Raw genomic sequence first — 16,958 nt, 5'->3', positions numbered from 1 at the left:
TAACGACTTAAGGTGGTTATTGCGGCGGGGCTCACCTCTTCCCATCCCGAACAGAGAAGTTAAGCCCGCCTGCGCAGATGGTACTGCAATTTGTGGGAGAGTATGTCGCTGCCTTTTTTTGGAAACCCTGTCCTTCGGACGGGGTTTTTTGTTTTGTGGTGGTTCGCTTGCGCCCGGTGCCGACACGAAGGCACGAAGGAGTTGTTTTGGACGTGTTTACGGAGGCGCCTGCGGACGGGATAAGACACAGCCCCCATGATTGGCTGATTTTGGTGAAACGTAAAGAACCCACCCCGTTGGAAGGGATGATCTGGGTGTTACCAAAATGTGCTTGGGAATCGGAATGGCCACATCGGGCGGCTTACTTAAAGAAAGGGAGGTTCTTTATGAGGTACGCGTGAGCGATGTAAGCGGCATCCCCGCAGCCATGGTGCCCTGGTTTTGCCGGTTTGGCGGGGCGACCACCGGAAGCCACGCCAAACCGGCAAAACCCGGTGGAACGGCAAGGGATACAGCGGGCAGCGCGATGGCGGCCGCGCAGCAGGTGGTTTTTGTGTGAAGGCCGTGGCCGACGGCACGCCATAAATAAAAAGTATTTTGCTGAATATAACACGTTTGTTTTTAGTTATATTTATGATTCTAAAATCAATAAACTACAGACAATATGAGAAAACACTACTTTATTTTTAGCGGAATCACCATAACGCTGCAATTATTTACGGGATTTGGGTTAAATGCAGCGAATCTTTTACAGCAACAACAGCCGTTTTCAACACAGGTTAATGCCTATTATTCGGTACCACTTTCTGGTTTTAACCATGACGTGATAGCTGATGGAACAGGAGGAGAGGCCAATACAAAAACTACGACGACAATTGATTTTTCAAATGAATATTTTTCGGCAGATTTCGTCCCAAATACACCATATGGATCAGTGGCATCTGCAGCCGCTTATGGAGGAGGCTTGCCAGTTTCCGGATTGGTAAACAGTGCAGTAACCAGTGGATTGACATACGAACTCGCTCCATACGATTCCAATAATGTGCTGTTGTTAAGGCCTTTGACAAGCAATACTGGTGCACTTAACTTTCAGTCGACCTTTAAAGCAAATGAAGTTTATATTCTTTGGGTTGCCACTGAAACTCAGGCAAACAATGTTGGCGTAACTATTTACTTTGGCGACGGTACAAGCCAGGTGCAGAATAACCAGATTGCTTATGACTGGGTTGGAGGAACAACTAATGTAGCTCTTGGAGGTTTGAGCCGGGTTGGAAGAGGCTCTACGCAATGGGCACAATTGAACGAATTTTCACAGTCCGGAGCGTGTAAACTTTTTGAAAAGAAAATTGTAATTCTTGCTGCGAACCAGGCTAAAGAAATTACAGGTATTGGTTTTTCCTATACCGGATCAGGGAATTATCAGTCATTGGCTGTGTTTGCCATAAATGTTTTTGGAGAGCCTTATGTATTGGGAACAGAGGAACAGCAATTAACAAAAGCTACGATATATCCGAATCCGACATCATCTCAAATTCGGGTGAACACATCATCTGGAGTTAAACGACTGAGAGCGGTGAATAATTTAGGTCAGTTGACAGGGGAATCATCATCTGAAATTTTGGATGTCGAGCAATTCAGGTCAGGGATTTACTTTTTAGAAATAGAATTGACCGACGGATCTAAGGAAACAATGAAGTTCATAAAAAAATAGAAACGAAAAGCCCGGAATCAACATCCGGGCTTTTTTATTCCTTGAAGTCCACCGAGGCAGAATTGACGCAATAGCGCTGTCCGGTTTCGGTAGGTCCGTCATCAAAAACATGCCCCAAATGACTTCCGCAGTTGGCGCAGAGTATTTCGGTGCGCACCATGCCGTGGGTTGTGTCTTTGACATATTCTATCTTTCCGGGAATCGCATCGTCAAAAGATGGCCACCCGCAGCTTGAATTGAATTTGGAATCGCTTTCGAATAAAGGTTCACCGCAGGCGCCGCATACATAAGTGCCTTTGTCAAAAGTCAGGTTGTATTTGCCAGAATGCGGAAATTCGGTTCCTTTCTGGCGTAAAATCCGATAGCGTTCAAGGCCTAATTCCTCCCGCCACTGGTCTTCTGATTTTTCTACTTTATAGCTCATATTCTGTGTGTTGAATGTTTATTTTGCAGGTATGAATTTAATTGAAACGGAATTGGTACAAAAACGCTTTCCGGTTGTGGCGATTGGCCCGTCATCAAAAACATGACCCAAATGTCCGCCGCATTTTGCACAGGTAACTTCGGTACGTGACATTCCGAGCGAATTATCTGTAGTATATTCCACTGAACCTTTTATGGCCTGGTCAAAAGACGGCCAGCCGCATTCCGATTTGAATTTTGCATTGGAGTTGAAAAGTACATTTCCGCAAGCTGCGCAAACGTAAGTACCTTTTTCAAAATTATCGGTGTACTCGCCAGTGAATGGGCGTTCGGTTCCTTTCATCCGCAGCACGTCATATTGGTCGGGAGTCAGTTCCTTTTTCCATTCAGCCTCGGATTTTACAATTTTTTTACCGTCAGATTTTTGAGAAACCTGCTTTTTATCCTGGGAATTGCAGGAAGTGATGGTTAGGATAATAATCAATAAGGAAGCAATCTTTTTCATTGTGTCTTTGTTTTAATGAAGTCAACCAAAGTCTGGATGACATCCGGATTACCGAGGATTTTTCGATGCCCGAGGTCTTGTGTCAGCATCAAAGTGGCATTTTGGAGATGAGCTGTAATTCCTTCTGCCGATGATACCGGAACTTCCATGTCTTTTTTGTCATGGATGACCAATACAGGGATTTCGATTTCCTTCGCAGCTATATACGCGGAATAGGATTCCATGGTTTTTCCCAGAAACTTCGCTTCAAAATGATCGCGTAGGCGTGGGACCAAATCTTCTTTTTGTCCCAGGCGATTGACAAAATCAATGAGGATGTCACTGATTTTATTCCCACTTCCGATGGTAACAAGCGCTTTGGTCTTAAACCCTGAAGCAACTGCATTAAGCAAAGACATGCCTCCAAGCGAATGACCTACGGCAGCTTCAAAAGGGCCATATGTTTTTTCAATTTCAAGAATGCTTTCTATGAATTCCGTCATGATTGTGGTAGAGCCTTTGGAATTTCCGTGTGCCGGCGCATCGAAACTTACGATGGAATATCCGGAGACAATCAAAGCGTCCGCAATTTTTACGAGTTGCGTCCCACGACCCGACCATCCGTGCACGAGCAACACTTTTTGTAGGGAAAGGCCATATTCGTAACAGACAATTTCTTTCCCGATAGATGGAACCGACAAAATCTGTCTGCGGCTTGAACCCAACATTGGCAATTCCCTTGAAGGGCGTTTGTGTCGAATAGGAGAAGTGAAAAGCCTTGCCGCAAACCGGGTTTGTAATTTTGGGGAAATCGCACCCAAAAAAGTAGCAGTATGTTGTATCGCCTTAGGAATCTGTAATGAACCTGATGACTTTCCCGATTTTCCTGACATATCACTAATTTTCCCTGCAAGTTATTGTATAGGTCAATTTTTATTAAATTTCAGAATCATAAATATTACTTAAAAATCACAATTACAGCCGTATGATTTCGATAAACTAATTATTTGATGAATCAGGCATTCATTTAATTACAATGTCGGAACTTTCGTTGTACCTTACATAAGGTATAAATCTGAACTTACCATAAATAAATAACGGTTCACGCCGCCATCATGAATAACGTACTACCACATTCCCTCTTTACCAGTTTTGACATTGATTTATTCCGATCCGGAAAACACTTCCAGCTTTATGAAAAATTCGGTTCTCATTTACTAGAGGTCGATGGAGTCAAAGGGGGCTATTTTTCTGTTTGGGCTCCGGCCGCCAAATCTGTTTCCGTAGTAGGGGATTTCAATTATTGGGTTCAGGGAGAACACTTGCTGAATGTACGTTGGGACGGCTCCGGAATTTGGGAAGGATTTATTCCGGGGATCGAAAACGGAGCCAAATACAAATATAAAATCCAATCGAATGTAAACGGTCTGGTCACTGAAAAGGCCGACCCTTTTGCCCGTTATTGCGAATTGCCGCCAAACACGGCTTCTGTCGTCTGGGATTTGAAATACAAATGGAAAGACAGCGGTTACATGAAGACGCGTGCCGATAAAAATGCGCTCGACAGGCCGTATTCCGTTTACGAAGTCCATTTGGGATCGTGGAAGCGAAAAGTTGAAGAAAATAGATTCCTGACCTATATAGAAATGGCCGAGGAACTCGTCGCTTATGTCAGGGAAACCGGCTTCACCCACGTCGAATTCATGCCGGTCATGGAATATCCGTACGATCCGTCGTGGGGCTATCAATTGGTTGGCTATTTTGCACCGACTTCGCGTTTTGGCAAGCCACAGGATTTCATGTTCCTCGTCGATAAATTCCACGAAGCCGGCATAGGCGTGATACTCGATTGGGTTCCATCACATTTTCCGAGTGATGCACACGGCCTTGGTTTCTTCGATGGATCACATTTATATGAACATCCGGATATCCGGAAAGGCTATCACCCGGATTGGAAATCACTGGTTTTCAATTACGGCCGCAATGAAGTCCGGTCGTTTCTGATTTCGAATGCCATGTTCTGGCTGCAGCACTATCATGTGGACGGATTGCGTGTCGATGCTGTGGCGTCTATGTTATATCTCGATTATTCAAGGAACGATGGCGAATGGGAACCTAATATCTTTGGCGGACGCGAAAACCTCGATTCAATTTCGTTTCTCAAAGATTTCAACGAAGCCGTCTATGCTAATTTTGACGGTGTGCAGACCATAGCCGAAGAAAGCACGTCTTTCCCGATGGTTTCCCGACCGACGTATGTTGGCGGCCTTGGCTTCGGAATGAAATGGATGATGGGCTGGATGCACGACACGCTTGAATATTTCAAAAAAGAACCAATCTACAGAAGTTATCATCAGAACGACATTACCTTCTCGATGACTTATGCTTTTACGGAAAATTTCATGCTGCCGCTTTCACATGATGAAGTGGTGTATGGCAAGCGATCGATATTCGGAAGGATGCCCGGCGATGAATGGCAGCGGTTCGCGAATCTGAGGTTGCTTTACAGTTATATGTTCACGCATCCCGGAAGCAAACTGCTGTTTATGGGTGACGAATTCGGACAGAGCGAGGAATGGAAATTCGATGGTAGCCTCGACTGGCATTTGCTTCAATACGATTTCCACAACGGAATCAAAAAGACGGTAACGGCACTGAATAAGTTGTATACATCCCAGCCGGCGCTGTTTGAAAAACAGTTTTCCCAAGACGGTTTTGAATGGATCGATTATTCAGATAACCAGAATTGCGTGATCAGTTTCATCAGGAAAGGCAATAATCCGAAAGATGACCTATTGGTCATTTGCAATTTTACGCCTGTCGTCCGTGAGGAGTATCGCATCGGTTTGCCATCAAAGTCGAAGCTTACCGAAATTTTCAACAGCGACCATCCGGATTTCGGCGGCAGCGGCGTCTCGAATCCAAAGGCTGTAAAAGCAGAGACAAAACCCTGGAACGGAAGGGAATATTCGGCAGTTGTTTGTTTGTCCCCACTAGGTGTTTCGGTGTTTAAAATCGGATAGGGTACATCTCAAAATACAATACTTTTCAGCGACAACGTTTGCGTAGAAACTGTGTGTTTTCAACACCTCACTTGGCTTATTTTTTCTAAGTTTGAAGCCAACCATACTGCATTATGATTACCAATACCGAGCTTGAATACAAAGGAGACATATATCCTTCCAAAATAATAAAGGTCATCAAGGAGACCGATTCCGTTTTTCTTTATACGGATAATGATGTGATCCTGAAACTGACCGTAATCCGCGACAGCCTCATCCGTTTCCGTTACACAACGAAGGGATACTTCAGCAGGGACTTCTCGTATGCCATCGATCCGAACCAATCCCACGGATACAATGAACTGGAGCTGATCGAAGACGCGGAATTCTATACCATCAGAACCAGCAAATTGCGTTGTAAAGTACGCAAATCAGATGTCCATGTGACTATTTACGATATCGACGGAAACATAATCCTCGATGAAGAAATCGGTTTCCATTGGGAAGAAAGCTATGCTTTTGGCGGTAACATCGTCAAGATGAGCAAGGTTTCACGTGAAGGTGAATCGTATTACGGCCTCGGTGACAAACCCACACATTTCAACCTCAAAGGTAAACGTGTCGAAAACTGGGCTACCGACCAATATGCTTTCCACAAAGACCAGGAGCCGTTGTATAAAGTCGTTCCGTTTTACGTCGGCCTGCATAACAAAACGGCTTATGGGATTTTCTTCGACAATACGTTCCGGACGTTCTTTGATTTTGGTCAGGAAAGACGAAATGTAACAAGCTATTGGGCCGAAGGTGGCGAAATGAACTACTATTTCTTCTACGGCCCGAGTATGGCAGAAGTCGTAACCGCTTATACAGATTTGACCGGAAAACCGGAATTACCACCATTGTGGACGCTGGGTTTCCATCAGTGTAAATGGAGTTATTATCCGGAAGCCAAGGTCAAAGAAGTAACTTCAAAGTTCCGTGAATTGCAGATTCCGTGCGATGCGATTTATCTTGACATCGATTATATGGACGGATTCCGCTGCTTCACCTGGAACAAAGACTATTTCCCGGATCCGAAGCGCATGGTTTCGGAACTTTCGGCAGACGGATTCAAGACCATCGTCATCATCGATCCCGGAATCAAGATCGACAAAGAATACAGTATCTACAATGAAGCTGTCGCCAACGATTATTTCTGCAAACGTGCCGACGGTCCATACATGAAAGGAAAAGTCTGGCCGGGCGAATGTAATTTCCCAGATTATACCAATCCTGCCGTTCGGGAATGGTGGGCCGGATTATTTAAGGAACTCGTTTCTGAAATAGGTGTCAAAGGCGTGTGGAACGATATGAACGAACCTGCCGTAATGGAAGTTCCGGGCAAGACATTCCCAATGGATGTACGCCACGATTACGACGGAAATCCATGTTCACACCGCAAAGCTCATAATATCTACGGAACACAAATGGCACGTGCGACGTATGAAGGCGTCAAGCGGTTTGCGTATCCGAAGCGTCCGTTCATCATTACCAGGTCTGCCTATTCCGGCGCACAGCGGTATTGTTCTTCCTGGACAGGCGACAACGTGGCCACATGGGAACATTTGTGGATCGCGAATATCCAGATGCAGCGCATGTCTATTTCCGGAATGGGCTTTACCGGTTCCGATATTGGCGGTTTTGCAGAACAACCTTCAGGCGAATTATTTGCCAGATGGATTCAACTGGGTGTATTCCATCCGTTCTGCCGCGTGCATTCATCGGGTGACCACGGCGATCAGGAACCTTGGTCGTTTGATGATGAAGTGGTACATATTACACGCAAATTCGTATCGTTGCGCTATCAGTTGCTTCCCTATTTATACACTATGTTCTGGAAATACATCAATGAGGCCGTGCCGATGCTCAAACCTTTGGTGTATTACGATCAGGAAGATCCGCAGACGCATTATCGCACCGATGAATTCATCTTTGGGGAACAATTCCTGGTTTGCCCGATACTTGAAGCAAATTCACAAGGCCGTCGCATCTATCTGCCTGCCGGGAACTGGTACAATTACTGGACTGACGAAGTGGTTTCGGGCAAACGCGAAGTTTGGGTCGCTACAGATTATGACCAGATTCCATTATTCGTAAAAGAGGGCGCCATCATTCCAAAATATCCGGTTCAACAATATGTCGGGGAAAAGGAAATTACCGAAGTTTCCCTAGATGTATACTACAAAGCAGGCAAGGAGCAATCGTTCCTGTATGAAGATGCGCAGGACGGTTATGATTACAATAAAGGCCGGTTCAGCCTGTTATCGTTCCAGTTCATCGGAAAGGAAAACCAAATGGTACTTCAAAAACACAAAGAAGGAAAATTCGACACCACATACAAGACGTTTAAAATCAATTTGCACGGACTTCCGTTCAAAATCAAAAGTGTATATGTAGATAATGAAAGACGCGATCCGGCCGCTTTGCAGTGGAACGGGAATTCATTCATCATCGAAAAAGATTTTTCCGAAGTACACATTACCGGTGAGTAACTGGCAACCCTGAAAAAAAAATTAAGGTCGGTATAACCGGCCTTTTTTGTTTCAGCGTATTTTTGAGGAAGAAAATACCTACCAAAATGAAAACGAAAATCTCTTTTGTAGCCGGAATATTGATGCTTTCCGCCTGTAGCTCCACCAATCCGTTCACCGGAAAAAGCAGCCTGAACTTTGTGAGCAACGACCAGTTGTTTCCATCTGCTTTCCAACAATACGATCAGTTCCTAAAAGAAAATAAAGTTATTAAAGGAACCGCCGAAGCCAAAATGGTCGAAAACGTCGGGATGAAAATCAAAGCCGCTGCCGAAAAATACCTCAATTCTGTCGGGCAAGGGCAATATTTAAAAGATTACAGATGGGAATATAACCTAGTCCAGGACAAAGCCGTAAACGCCTGGTGTATGCCTGGAGGTAAAATCGTTGTTTACACCGGAATCCTCCCGATAACCCAAAGCGAAGCAGGTCTGGCAACGGTAATGGGGCACGAAGTCGCACACGCACTGGCCAATCACGGTGCACAACGTATGAGTGCAGCCCAAATACAACAACTCGGCGCGGTGGGAGTAGCACTGGCAACCAATAGCCAGTCACAGGAAAAGCAGCAAATGTGGCAACAATATTATGGAATCGGATCAAATGTGGGCGTGATGCTCCCGTTCAGCCGCAGCCAGGAAAGCGAAGCCGATCAGATTGGCCTGACGCTAATGGCAATTGCAGGTTATAACCCGGATAATGCGTTGGCTTTCTGGCAACGTATGAGTGCTTCTTCCGGTGGCGGATCAACCCCGGAATTGCTCAGTACGCACCCATCTGATGCAACCCGTATCAATAATATCAAAAATCTGATACCTGCGGCAAAAGCAGAAGCTGCGAAATTGGGAGTGAAATATTAATCCGGATTCCGCATAAACATATCGTCACTCCACGCAGAGACGAACTGTATGGGGCGAAGCCGGATAAAATCAACACATCTTCAAATCAAGAAACAAGTAATTTCCTAACTTGCGGCATCTCATCAACCAACAACGATGTCTCAACTTCGAAAAGGCGATAAAAAACTGCTCAACGCCTGGGCTTTTTACGATTGGGCGAATTCGGTGTATTCACTGACGATTGCTTCGGCCATTTTTCCGATTTTCTACAATGCCCTATTCCCAAAAGAAAACCCTTATATAGAGGTGTTTGGACATTCCTATAAAAATTCAGCTTTAATAAGTTTCGTAACGGCCGCAGCATTTCTTGTCGTGGCTTTTTCGTCTCCGCTGCTTTCGGGAATCGCAGATTATGTAGGCAACAAAAAAGCGTTCATGCGTTTTTTCAATTACCTCGGGGCTTTGTCCTGCATAGGTTTGTATTGGTTCAATATTGAAAATGTATATCCGGGATTGTTGTGCTATTTCCTTGGACTGATTGGGTTTTGGGGAAGCCTCGTCTTCTACAATTCCTATTTGCCCGACATTGCTTTTGAAGAGCAGCAGGATGCCATAAGTGCCAAGGGATATTCGCTCGGTTACATCGGAAGTGTCGTATTGCTGATCATCAACCTCGTTATGGTCATGATGCCAGATATGTTGGGTATGACTGCAATGGAAGCCATGCGGTATTCGTTTATTTCAGTGGGCGTGTGGTGGATTTTGTTCAGTCAGTACACCTATTATTATCTGCCGAAAGGAAACGGCCGCAGCGAAAAACTCACAAGCCATGTCGTCTTCAACGGATTCCGCCAGTTAAAATTAGTCTGGGCAGACATGGGACACAATATTCCCCTCAAGCGTTACCTGGTTTCCTTTTTCGTCTACAGTATGGCCGTACAAACGGTAATGCTGGTCGCTACTTACTTTGGTGCCCAGGAAATCCGATGGGAATCCGAAGAACAAAGTACCATAGGCCTTATCATCTGTATTTTATTGATCCAACTCGTGGCTGTACTTGGGGCTTTCCTGACTTCGCGGGCATCGGCTAAATTCGGGAATATCACAGTGCTTATTTTTATCAATACGGTTTGGGCGGTTTTCTGCGGACTCGCTTTTTTCATTACGAAGCCCATGGAGTTTTATATCATGGCTTCGATCGTAGGCTTGGTCATGGGCGGAATCCAGTCGCTTTCCAGGTCTACGTATTCCAAATTATTGGGTAATTCAGAAAACACGGCTTCGTATTTCAGTTTTTACGATGTAGCCGAAAAAATCGGGATTGTAATCGGGATGCTTATTTACGGATTGATCGACCAGATTACCGGAAGTCCGAGGTTCGCCATCGTATTCCTCATGGTATTCTTCATTACCGGAATTTTATTGTTGCTTCGGATACCAAAACAAAAGCGCCCCGAATAGAGAGGCGCTTTGATTGAATTTGGTGCAACTGTCAGGCTTTGATCACATTTCCGGAGCCGACAATATCCTGTTCGACAGCATCGGCATTTCCTTTATACTTCACGTTTCCTGAACCGGCGATTTGGGCTTTCAACGCTCCGTCGCAATACACGCGGCAATTTCCGGAACCCGAGATTTGGGCAGTTACGTTCTGGGTTTTAAGGTCATCGGCAATGATTTCGCCTGAACCCGAAATACCACATTCAAACTGAGTACTGTTTCCACCGATGAAAATATTTCCGGATCCACTCGTTAAGGCCGAAGCTTTTTTACTGTCTATTTGAACCGCTATTTTTCCGGATCCTGATAAACGCAACTGGAAAGAGTCAGATTTCAGTACGTAGTTCGAAGTGATTTCTCCTGATCCGCTAAGGCCGAGGCCGCAAATTTCATTAACGGGAATTGTTACGGTAACAGAGGAAGATTTTGACATTCCCTTACTTGATATTTCAAGTGTGCCGTCATGGCATTCGACAGTTGTGGCATCAAGTGCTTTTTGCGGGCCGGATAACGTAATTGTCCCTTCAGTTCCGGGAACGAGTTTTACTTTAAATCCACCTGACACTTCAATGTCTTTATATTCGGCGGTCGTGATTGTTTTTTGCTGGCCGATAGCCTTACCTGCGCCAATCAGGAGAATGGCCATTAGAAGTTTTTTCATGATTTTTATTTTACAGTTTGTGGAATTTGACCGATCCGTAATTTCCGTTTACCCGAATGGCAGCGTTTCCGTCTTTGTAGGAACCGTTATAACTCACGTGGTTTCCTGTCTTTTTAGCGGGTATATTAGGGATATCGTCCAGGTTGAACCTGGAGTAATTTCCTTCGGCCTGCAATATGAAACCGCGGTTCGGGGTGAATCCGATATCCGAATTCGAGTAATTTCCATCGATAGCCAAGGCGCCCCAATCGTTCTTTAATGCACTGATTTTGATTTTGGAATAATCTGATGCAATTCGGCAGGATCCAGTCATTGCCCCGACATTTATCTTCAAATAATTTCCATCTACGGCCAAAGCTTCAACATTTTCACACGAAATAGAACCGTAATTCCCGTTGAATTTGACGTTGGTGCCGTTTATGGCAACGATGTCCGAATAGCCCGAATCGATTTTGAGCGCATCGTAACTCTCTACGGTAAGTTTGGAATATTTTGCCTCAAGGTTACACGTACGGACCGATTTGATGAAAGCTTTGTCTGAATATTTCAAACTCAGATCTGTAGGCCCGGTAAGATTTCCGGATTCGAAATTTCCGAATTCCAGTTCGATTTTGGTAGTCGCCGATAGGTCGGGTAAGATAATATTTCCGAATTTCTGCTGTAGTTTTAATCCGCCCTGGGTTGGCACATGAAGCGTATAGTTGATTTCAAACCAAGAAGTTCCTTTGATTACCCGTGTAGTCCCAAACTTGGTTTCGGCAGAGACAAGATTCTTCAAGGCTTTGATGTCAACATCTATCGAATTCAGTTTTTCGGTCACCCATTTTTCATCGTCCCCGCTGACCTTTATCGAAATATCGAGTTGTATTTTGTCCTCATTCCAGGTGGTTACATAGATGTTGCCGTACTTGGTCTCTATCTGGGTCACTGCGTCCGGATTGACAACGAATGCTTTGGCGATTTGTTTTTGCTTGGAGTACCGGCCGGGATCGCCATTGGCATTTAACAGTTGCGGCACTAAAACGCCAATAAAGAGTATTTTAAAAAGTAGTTTCATATGGATTGGATTTTTTCTGCAACACCAGGAACATGTTGACTGCGCCGGGGTTGATGGTTGGAGTTTTGTTCAATTTGTTGTGTGGTCTGTTCCAGGAATTGGATCTGGGTTTTTAAATTCAGCAACAAGGCATGCATCAATTGCTGGCTTTCTCCATTGACACGGAGTTCTTCTTTGAGCTTTTGGTAATCTTTTTCCATAGACTCGAGCTGTTTGAGCGCATCGTCGACCTGTTTTTTATTGTTGACTGATTTTTTTTCAAGCAGCAACTCTTTCCCGAAATCGATGTTGGCGTTGAATACGGAATCGGCTTGTCGCGAATCTGCAGTCAGATAGCTCTGTGGCTTTTGTTCCTGTTGGCTTTGTTTGAAAATAAATCCGCCCAAAGCAATGAAAAGGCAAGCAGCCGCAGCGTATGTAAGCCATTTTCGCTTCTGTTTGCGACTGGTTTTCAGTCGGTTAATAAAACGTTCTTCATGGCCAAAAGCAGGTTCGGCTTCATCGAATTGGCCATTCAGCCTTTCGAAAAGTTCTTTTAAATCAGGATTCTCTTTCATCTTCTTTCAGTTTTTTTCTCAGGCTTTCACGTGCCCGGCTTAACGTTGTACGGCAATTCGAATAATTTATTCCGAGGATTTCTGAAATTTCCTCATGGTCATAACCTTCAATAAAATACAGGTTCAAAATCAATTGATAAGCTGGCCTTATCGACTGCATGGCCTGTGTCACTTTTACCGCTTTTATCTTGCTGAAATCTTCTGCATCGGATGCATCGGCATCATCGCGGACGGGAATAAGCGTCGTTTCAAAATCCTGTGTCGGGAATTTCTTGTTCCGTTTGCAGAAATCGATGCTGTGATTGATGACGATCCGTTTTAACCAAGCCCCGAAAGCCACTTCCTGACGATAATCGTTCAATTTGGAAAAAGCTTTAAGGAAAGATTCCTGCATGACATCCTCGGCATAATGCGCATCCTTTACAATCCGCACAGCCACATTGTACATAGCGCGGGAGTAGAGCCGATATATTTCGGTCTGTGCCCGGCTGTCCTGATGGCGGCAGCGGGATAAAAGTTCGATAAGCGAATCGGTCATCAATTTTTCCTGGATGTTAAGCAAATGACACCACTTTATTTTGTCTGTTACAGTTCGGTGAAAAATATTTTCGCAATTTCTTAACTTTCGTTCATTTGGTTATATTTGGGAAAAATTTTTATCATGAAAAGAATCCACGCCGTTTCTGTCCTAATTCTTTTGCTTGGGGCTTTCCAGTTTACTTCGTGTGAAGTTGAGCCGCTTGATCCGGCAGTATTGACTGAGACTCCGCAAAACCCGACAGATCCCACAAATCCGACAAATCCGGGCGACGATACACCATCTGAAGGAGATTACTGGCCGGCTGCACTGAATAATTCCTGGACTTTTGATAACGGAACTGGTGAATATGACATGAAAATTGTTTCCATCAACAGCATTGACGGTTACACGTATTACACATTCAACCCGCAAACGGGAACAAGTGGCAGCGGAATGACAGGAACAACTACTGTCCGTATGCGCAAAGCCGGAGGAAATTACTATTATAAGTACGATGATGTGGTTATTGCTGCCGAAGGAGAAATTCCGGGATCGACAACCACTGGGTCAGAGGTGATAATCCTCAAAGACAATATTGCTGTGGGTCAAACCTGGACACAATCATATACTCAAACCACTACTTATACAAATTCATCTCTTCCTGTAATTTCTATTACGAACAATATTACCGGTACTATTGTTGAAAAAGGTGCAACTGTGACAGTTGACGGAGAGAGTTATTCCAATGTAATCAAAACCAAAGTGGTGAACAATGCCGTTATGATGGGCGTGCCCGCCGGAACTTCAACATCGTATTATTATTTTTCAAAAGATGTTGGGCCGATTAAATTCGAGACGGAAGGTTTGGGTACGGTTTCAACTTCCGACCTTGTAGAATATACGCTGAATTAAGATTTTTCAGACTGACAATATAACCCGGCCAAGTGTCGGGTTTTTTATTGGCATAAAACTTGGCAAACTGGCGACCGCTCTAAAAAATGCATGTTCATGTGAAATTAAACGCTACATGACCATTTCTTAAAGTACCTTTGTTATCCTTTTTCTGCCAATAATGTCAGTTTGACACGAACAATATACTATGTCACAAAATAAGATCCTTACACTGGACAGCCTGTCACTTCAGGAATTCGATTCCGATGCCGAACTCATTCCACTATTGACACCGGAAGATGAAGAAGAAATGAATCGGGAGGTGATTCCGTCTTCATTGCCCATTTTGCCATTGCGTAACATGGTCCTTTTTCCGGGTGTTGTCATCCCAATTACTGCGGGGCGCGATAAATCGATTAAATTGATAAACGACGCGAATGCCGGAAACAAAATCATCGGAGTCGTCGCCCAAAAGAATGAAGCGGATGAAGATCCGTCCCAAAATGACATCCACACGATCGGGACTGTAGCCCAGATTCTGCGCGTCCTTAAAATGCCAGACGGAAACATAACCGTAGTACTTCAGGGCAAAAAACGTTTTGAAATCGATGCGGTCACACAGGAGTTGCCTTACATGAAAGCGTCTGTCAAAGAAGTCACCGAAGTGCGTCCGTCAAAAGAAGATACTGAATTTTCTGCCATCGTTGAGTCTATAAAGGAACTCGCGATCCAGATCATCAAGGAAAGCCCGAATATTCCGTCTGAAGCAACTTTTGCCATCAAAAATATCGAAAGCCAATCGTTTCTTATCAATTTCGTCTCGTCCAATATGAATCTTTCTGTGGATGAAAAGCAGAATCTTCTTATCAACGGATCGTTGAAAGACCGTGCTTTGGAGACGCTGCGTTACATGAACCTCGAATTGCAAAAGCTGGAACTCAAAAACGACATCCAATCCAAGGTTCGTTTTGATTTGGATCAGCAACAGCGTGAGTATTTTCTGCACCAGCAAATGAAAACCATACAGGAAGAGCTTGGTGGTGTTTCTTATGAACAGGAAATCGACGACATGCGATTGAAAGCCAAGTCAAAATCGTGGGACGACAAAACCGGAAAGCACTTTGAAAAGGAATTGCTTAAACTCCAACGCACCAATCCCCAATCTCCAGATTTTGGCATCCAGCGCAACTACCTCGAATTGTTTCTTGAATTGCCCTGGAACCAGTATTCCGTAGATAATTTCGACCTCAAACGTTCACAGGCCGTTTTAGACCGCGATCATTTTGGGCTTGAAGATGTCAAGAAACGCATCATAGAATATCTGGCGGTTTTGAAACTGCGTAATGATATGAAATCTCCTATTATCTGTTTGACCGGGCCTCCGGGAGTCGGGAAGACGTCTATCGGGAAATCTGTTGCGGAAGCTTTGGGACGTGAGTATGTACGTATATCGCTCGGCGGGTTACGGGACGAAGCGGAAATCCGTGGACACCGTAAAACGTATATTGGTGCCATGCCGGGACGTATTCTGCAAAGTATGAAAAAAGCAGGGACTTCGAATCCGGTATTTGTACTTGATGAAATCGATAAGTTGTCAAACAGCAATCAGGGCGATCCGTCATCGGCTTTGCTCGAAGTGCTCGATCCGGAACAGAATGGGGCTTTCTATGACAATTTCCTCGAAATGGGTTATGATTTGTCGAAAGTGCTTTTCATTGCTACATCAAATAATTTGTCGGCTATCCAACCTGCATTGCGTGATCGGATGGAAATCATACGCATGAGCGGTTACACCATAGAGGAAAAAGTCGAAATCGCCAAACAACATTTGTATCCGAAGCAGTTAAAAGAACACGGACTCGGCCCGAAAGATCTGACGCTGAGTAAAAAAATCTTTGAAAAAATCGTCGAAGGTTATACGCGTGAATCCGGTGTCCGCGGATTGGAAGCAAAGATTGCCCAGGTTGTCCGCCACGCTGCAAAATCGGTGGCTATGGAAGAAGAATACAATAAAAAGCTTACTGAAAAAGATGTCGTCGAAATTCTGGGCGCACCAAGAATGGAACGCGATAAATATGAAAGCAACGATGTCGCCGGCGTTGTAACAGGATTGGCCTGGACATCCGTTGGCGGCGATATACTGTTTATCGAATCATTGATTTCCAAAGGGAAAGGAAACATGACCTTAACCGGAAATTTAGGTACGGTCATGAAGGAATCGGCGACCATTGCCATGGAGTATATCAAGGCAAATCCGGAGTTGCTTGGCATCGATCCTGAGATAATTCCGAAGCATAGCATCCATATCCATATTCCGGAAGGGGCGACTCCAAAAGACGGGCCATCTGCCGGAATTGCGATGCTTACTTCATTAGTTTCCCTGCTTAAACAGAAACGTGTGCGCAAGAACCTGGCAATGACAGGAGAAATCACACTTCGCGGAAAAGTGCTGCCTGTCGGCGGGATCAAGGAAAAGATTCTCGCTGCCAAACGCGCCGGGATCAAGGAAATCATCCTTTGTGCCGAAAACCAACGCGATATTGACGAAATCAAGGCAGACTACCTTCAGGGACTTACCTTTCATTACGTAACCGAAATGAGCCAGGTAATCGACCTTGCCATTACGGATCAAAAAGTAAAGAATGCCAAAGTCCTTTAAATAAAAACGCAAACAGACTTTTTCAACACATATGAAAAAGTCTGTTTGCTTTATATATTCTTCGGGCGGTTTGGTTTGAAAATA

At 44.5% G+C, this 16,958-nt stretch carries 14 protein-coding genes and 1 rRNA gene; 8 read left to right on the top strand and 7 right to left on the bottom strand.

Annotated features, from left to right (window positions below; all coding sequences use genetic code 11):
* Nucleotides 1-8 precede the first annotated feature (8 nt).
* A 5S ribosomal RNA gene (gene rrf, locus G6047_RS14165) occupies nucleotides 9-117 on the top strand.
* A 547-nt stretch (nucleotides 118-664) separates the two neighbouring features.
* A complete protein-coding gene (locus tag G6047_RS14160; protein WP_169528268.1) occupies nucleotides 665-1,711 on the top strand; it encodes a T9SS type A sorting domain-containing protein in 1,047 nt (348 codons plus the stop codon).
* Nucleotides 1,712-1,745: 34 nt separating this feature from the next.
* Here the strand turns inward: G6047_RS14160 and msrB (G6047_RS14155) are convergent, their stop codons facing one another.
* From msrB (G6047_RS14155) to G6047_RS14145, 3 genes are read right to left on the bottom strand one after another with little or no spacing between them, the layout of a single operon-like run.
* Nucleotides 1,746-2,135 (bottom strand): peptide-methionine (R)-S-oxide reductase MsrB, encoded by a 390-nt coding sequence (msrB, locus tag G6047_RS14155; protein ID WP_169528267.1) that lies wholly within the window; start codon nucleotides 2,133-2,135, stop codon nucleotides 1,746-1,748.
* Nucleotides 2,136-2,153: 18 nt separating this feature from the next.
* Entirely contained in the window at nucleotides 2,154-2,639 is a 486-nt protein-coding gene (gene msrB, locus G6047_RS14150; RefSeq protein WP_169528266.1) for a peptide-methionine (R)-S-oxide reductase MsrB, read from the bottom strand.
* A complete protein-coding gene (locus G6047_RS14145; protein WP_169528265.1) occupies nucleotides 2,636-3,511 on the bottom strand; it encodes an alpha/beta fold hydrolase in 876 nt (291 codons plus the stop codon). The genes msrB (G6047_RS14150) and G6047_RS14145 overlap by 4 nt, the downstream gene beginning before the upstream one ends.
* 222 nt (nucleotides 3,512-3,733) lie before the next feature.
* Between G6047_RS14145 and glgB the strand changes: the two genes are divergently transcribed.
* From glgB to G6047_RS14125, 4 genes are all read left to right on the top strand, one after another.
* Nucleotides 3,734-5,641, top strand: a complete 1,908-nt coding sequence (gene glgB, locus G6047_RS14140) for a 1,4-alpha-glucan branching protein GlgB (RefSeq protein WP_169528264.1) — start codon at nucleotides 3,734-3,736, stop codon at nucleotides 5,639-5,641.
* A gap of 113 nt (nucleotides 5,642-5,754) precedes the next feature.
* Nucleotides 5,755-8,151: a glycoside hydrolase family 31 protein gene (locus G6047_RS14135; RefSeq protein ID WP_169528263.1), complete on the top strand. Its 2,397-nt coding sequence runs from the start codon at nucleotides 5,755-5,757 to the stop codon at nucleotides 8,149-8,151.
* An 86-nt stretch (nucleotides 8,152-8,237) separates the two neighbouring features.
* Nucleotides 8,238-9,050: a M48 family metallopeptidase gene (locus tag G6047_RS14130; RefSeq protein ID WP_169528262.1), complete on the top strand. Its 813-nt coding sequence runs from the start codon at nucleotides 8,238-8,240 to the stop codon at nucleotides 9,048-9,050.
* A 135-nt stretch (nucleotides 9,051-9,185) separates the two neighbouring features.
* On the top strand, nucleotides 9,186-10,490 hold the full coding sequence (locus G6047_RS14125; protein WP_169528261.1) for an MFS transporter: 1,305 nt from the start codon (nucleotides 9,186-9,188) through the stop codon (nucleotides 10,488-10,490).
* 31 nt (nucleotides 10,491-10,521) lie between these two features.
* Here the strand turns inward: G6047_RS14125 and G6047_RS14120 are convergent, their stop codons facing one another.
* The 4 genes from G6047_RS14120 to G6047_RS14105 are packed head-to-tail and all read right to left on the bottom strand — an operon-like array spanning nucleotide 10,522 to nucleotide 13,342.
* Nucleotides 10,522-11,190 (bottom strand): head GIN domain-containing protein, encoded by a 669-nt coding sequence (locus G6047_RS14120; protein ID WP_169528260.1) that lies wholly within the window; start codon nucleotides 11,188-11,190, stop codon nucleotides 10,522-10,524.
* 10 nt (nucleotides 11,191-11,200) lie between these two features.
* Nucleotides 11,201-12,247, bottom strand: a complete 1,047-nt coding sequence (locus G6047_RS14115; RefSeq protein WP_169528259.1) for a hypothetical protein — start codon at nucleotides 12,245-12,247, stop codon at nucleotides 11,201-11,203.
* Entirely contained in the window at nucleotides 12,244-12,804 is a 561-nt protein-coding gene (locus G6047_RS14110; RefSeq protein WP_169528258.1) for a FecR family protein, read from the bottom strand. Before G6047_RS14110 ends, G6047_RS14115 begins: the two co-directional genes overlap by 4 nt.
* Complete coding sequence (locus tag G6047_RS14105) at nucleotides 12,788-13,342, bottom strand: RNA polymerase sigma factor (RefSeq protein WP_169528257.1); 555 nt, start codon at nucleotides 13,340-13,342, stop codon at nucleotides 12,788-12,790. The genes G6047_RS14110 and G6047_RS14105 overlap by 17 nt, the downstream gene beginning before the upstream one ends.
* Before the next feature lie 123 nt (nucleotides 13,343-13,465).
* Between G6047_RS14105 and G6047_RS14100 the strand changes: the two genes are divergently transcribed.
* Together G6047_RS14100 and lon are read left to right on the top strand one after the other, a co-directional pair.
* The gene (locus G6047_RS14100; RefSeq protein ID WP_169528256.1) at nucleotides 13,466-14,236 is read left to right on the top strand and encodes a hypothetical protein; all 771 of its coding nucleotides are present in this window, start codon (nucleotides 13,466-13,468) and stop codon (nucleotides 14,234-14,236) included.
* A 187-nt stretch (nucleotides 14,237-14,423) separates the two neighbouring features.
* Nucleotides 14,424-16,874 carry an endopeptidase La gene (lon, locus tag G6047_RS14095; RefSeq protein ID WP_169528255.1) on the top strand — a complete coding sequence of 817 codons (2,451 nt, stop codon included), beginning with the start codon at nucleotides 14,424-14,426 and terminating at the stop codon, nucleotides 16,872-16,874.
* Nucleotides 16,875-16,958 lie beyond the last annotated feature (84 nt).

Source organism: Flavobacterium silvaticum (genome assembly GCF_012911565.1).
Taxonomy (GTDB): domain Bacteria; phylum Bacteroidota; class Bacteroidia; order Flavobacteriales; family Flavobacteriaceae; genus Flavobacterium; species Flavobacterium silvaticum.
The sequence above is the reverse complement of the archived record's forward strand: the minus strand, read 5'-3'. Positions and strand labels throughout refer to the sequence as shown.

Coding starts and splice junctions, on each gene's coding strand:
- G6047_RS14160 (WP_169528268.1), top strand. CDS start 665: ATGAGAAAACACTACTTTATTTTTAGCGGAATCACCATAACGCTGCAA.
- msrB (WP_169528267.1), bottom strand. CDS start 2,135: ATGAGCTATAAAGTAGAAAAATCAGAAGACCAGTGGCGGGAGGAATTA.
- msrB (WP_169528266.1), bottom strand. CDS start 2,639: ATGAAAAAGATTGCTTCCTTATTGATTATTATCCTAACCATCACTTCC.
- G6047_RS14145 (WP_169528265.1), bottom strand. CDS start 3,511: ATGTCAGGAAAATCGGGAAAGTCATCAGGTTCATTACAGATTCCTAAG.
- glgB (WP_169528264.1), top strand. CDS start 3,734: ATGAATAACGTACTACCACATTCCCTCTTTACCAGTTTTGACATTGAT.
- G6047_RS14135 (WP_169528263.1), top strand. CDS start 5,755: ATGATTACCAATACCGAGCTTGAATACAAAGGAGACATATATCCTTCC.
- G6047_RS14130 (WP_169528262.1), top strand. CDS start 8,238: ATGAAAACGAAAATCTCTTTTGTAGCCGGAATATTGATGCTTTCCGCC.
- G6047_RS14125 (WP_169528261.1), top strand. CDS start 9,186: ATGTCTCAACTTCGAAAAGGCGATAAAAAACTGCTCAACGCCTGGGCT.
- G6047_RS14120 (WP_169528260.1), bottom strand. CDS start 11,190: ATGAAAAAACTTCTAATGGCCATTCTCCTGATTGGCGCAGGTAAGGCT.
- G6047_RS14115 (WP_169528259.1), bottom strand. CDS start 12,247: ATGAAACTACTTTTTAAAATACTCTTTATTGGCGTTTTAGTGCCGCAA.
- G6047_RS14110 (WP_169528258.1), bottom strand. CDS start 12,804: ATGAAAGAGAATCCTGATTTAAAAGAACTTTTCGAAAGGCTGAATGGC.
- G6047_RS14105 (WP_169528257.1), bottom strand. CDS start 13,342: ATGACCGATTCGCTTATCGAACTTTTATCCCGCTGCCGCCATCAGGAC.
- G6047_RS14100 (WP_169528256.1), top strand. CDS start 13,466: ATGAAAAGAATCCACGCCGTTTCTGTCCTAATTCTTTTGCTTGGGGCT.
- lon (WP_169528255.1), top strand. CDS start 14,424: ATGTCACAAAATAAGATCCTTACACTGGACAGCCTGTCACTTCAGGAA.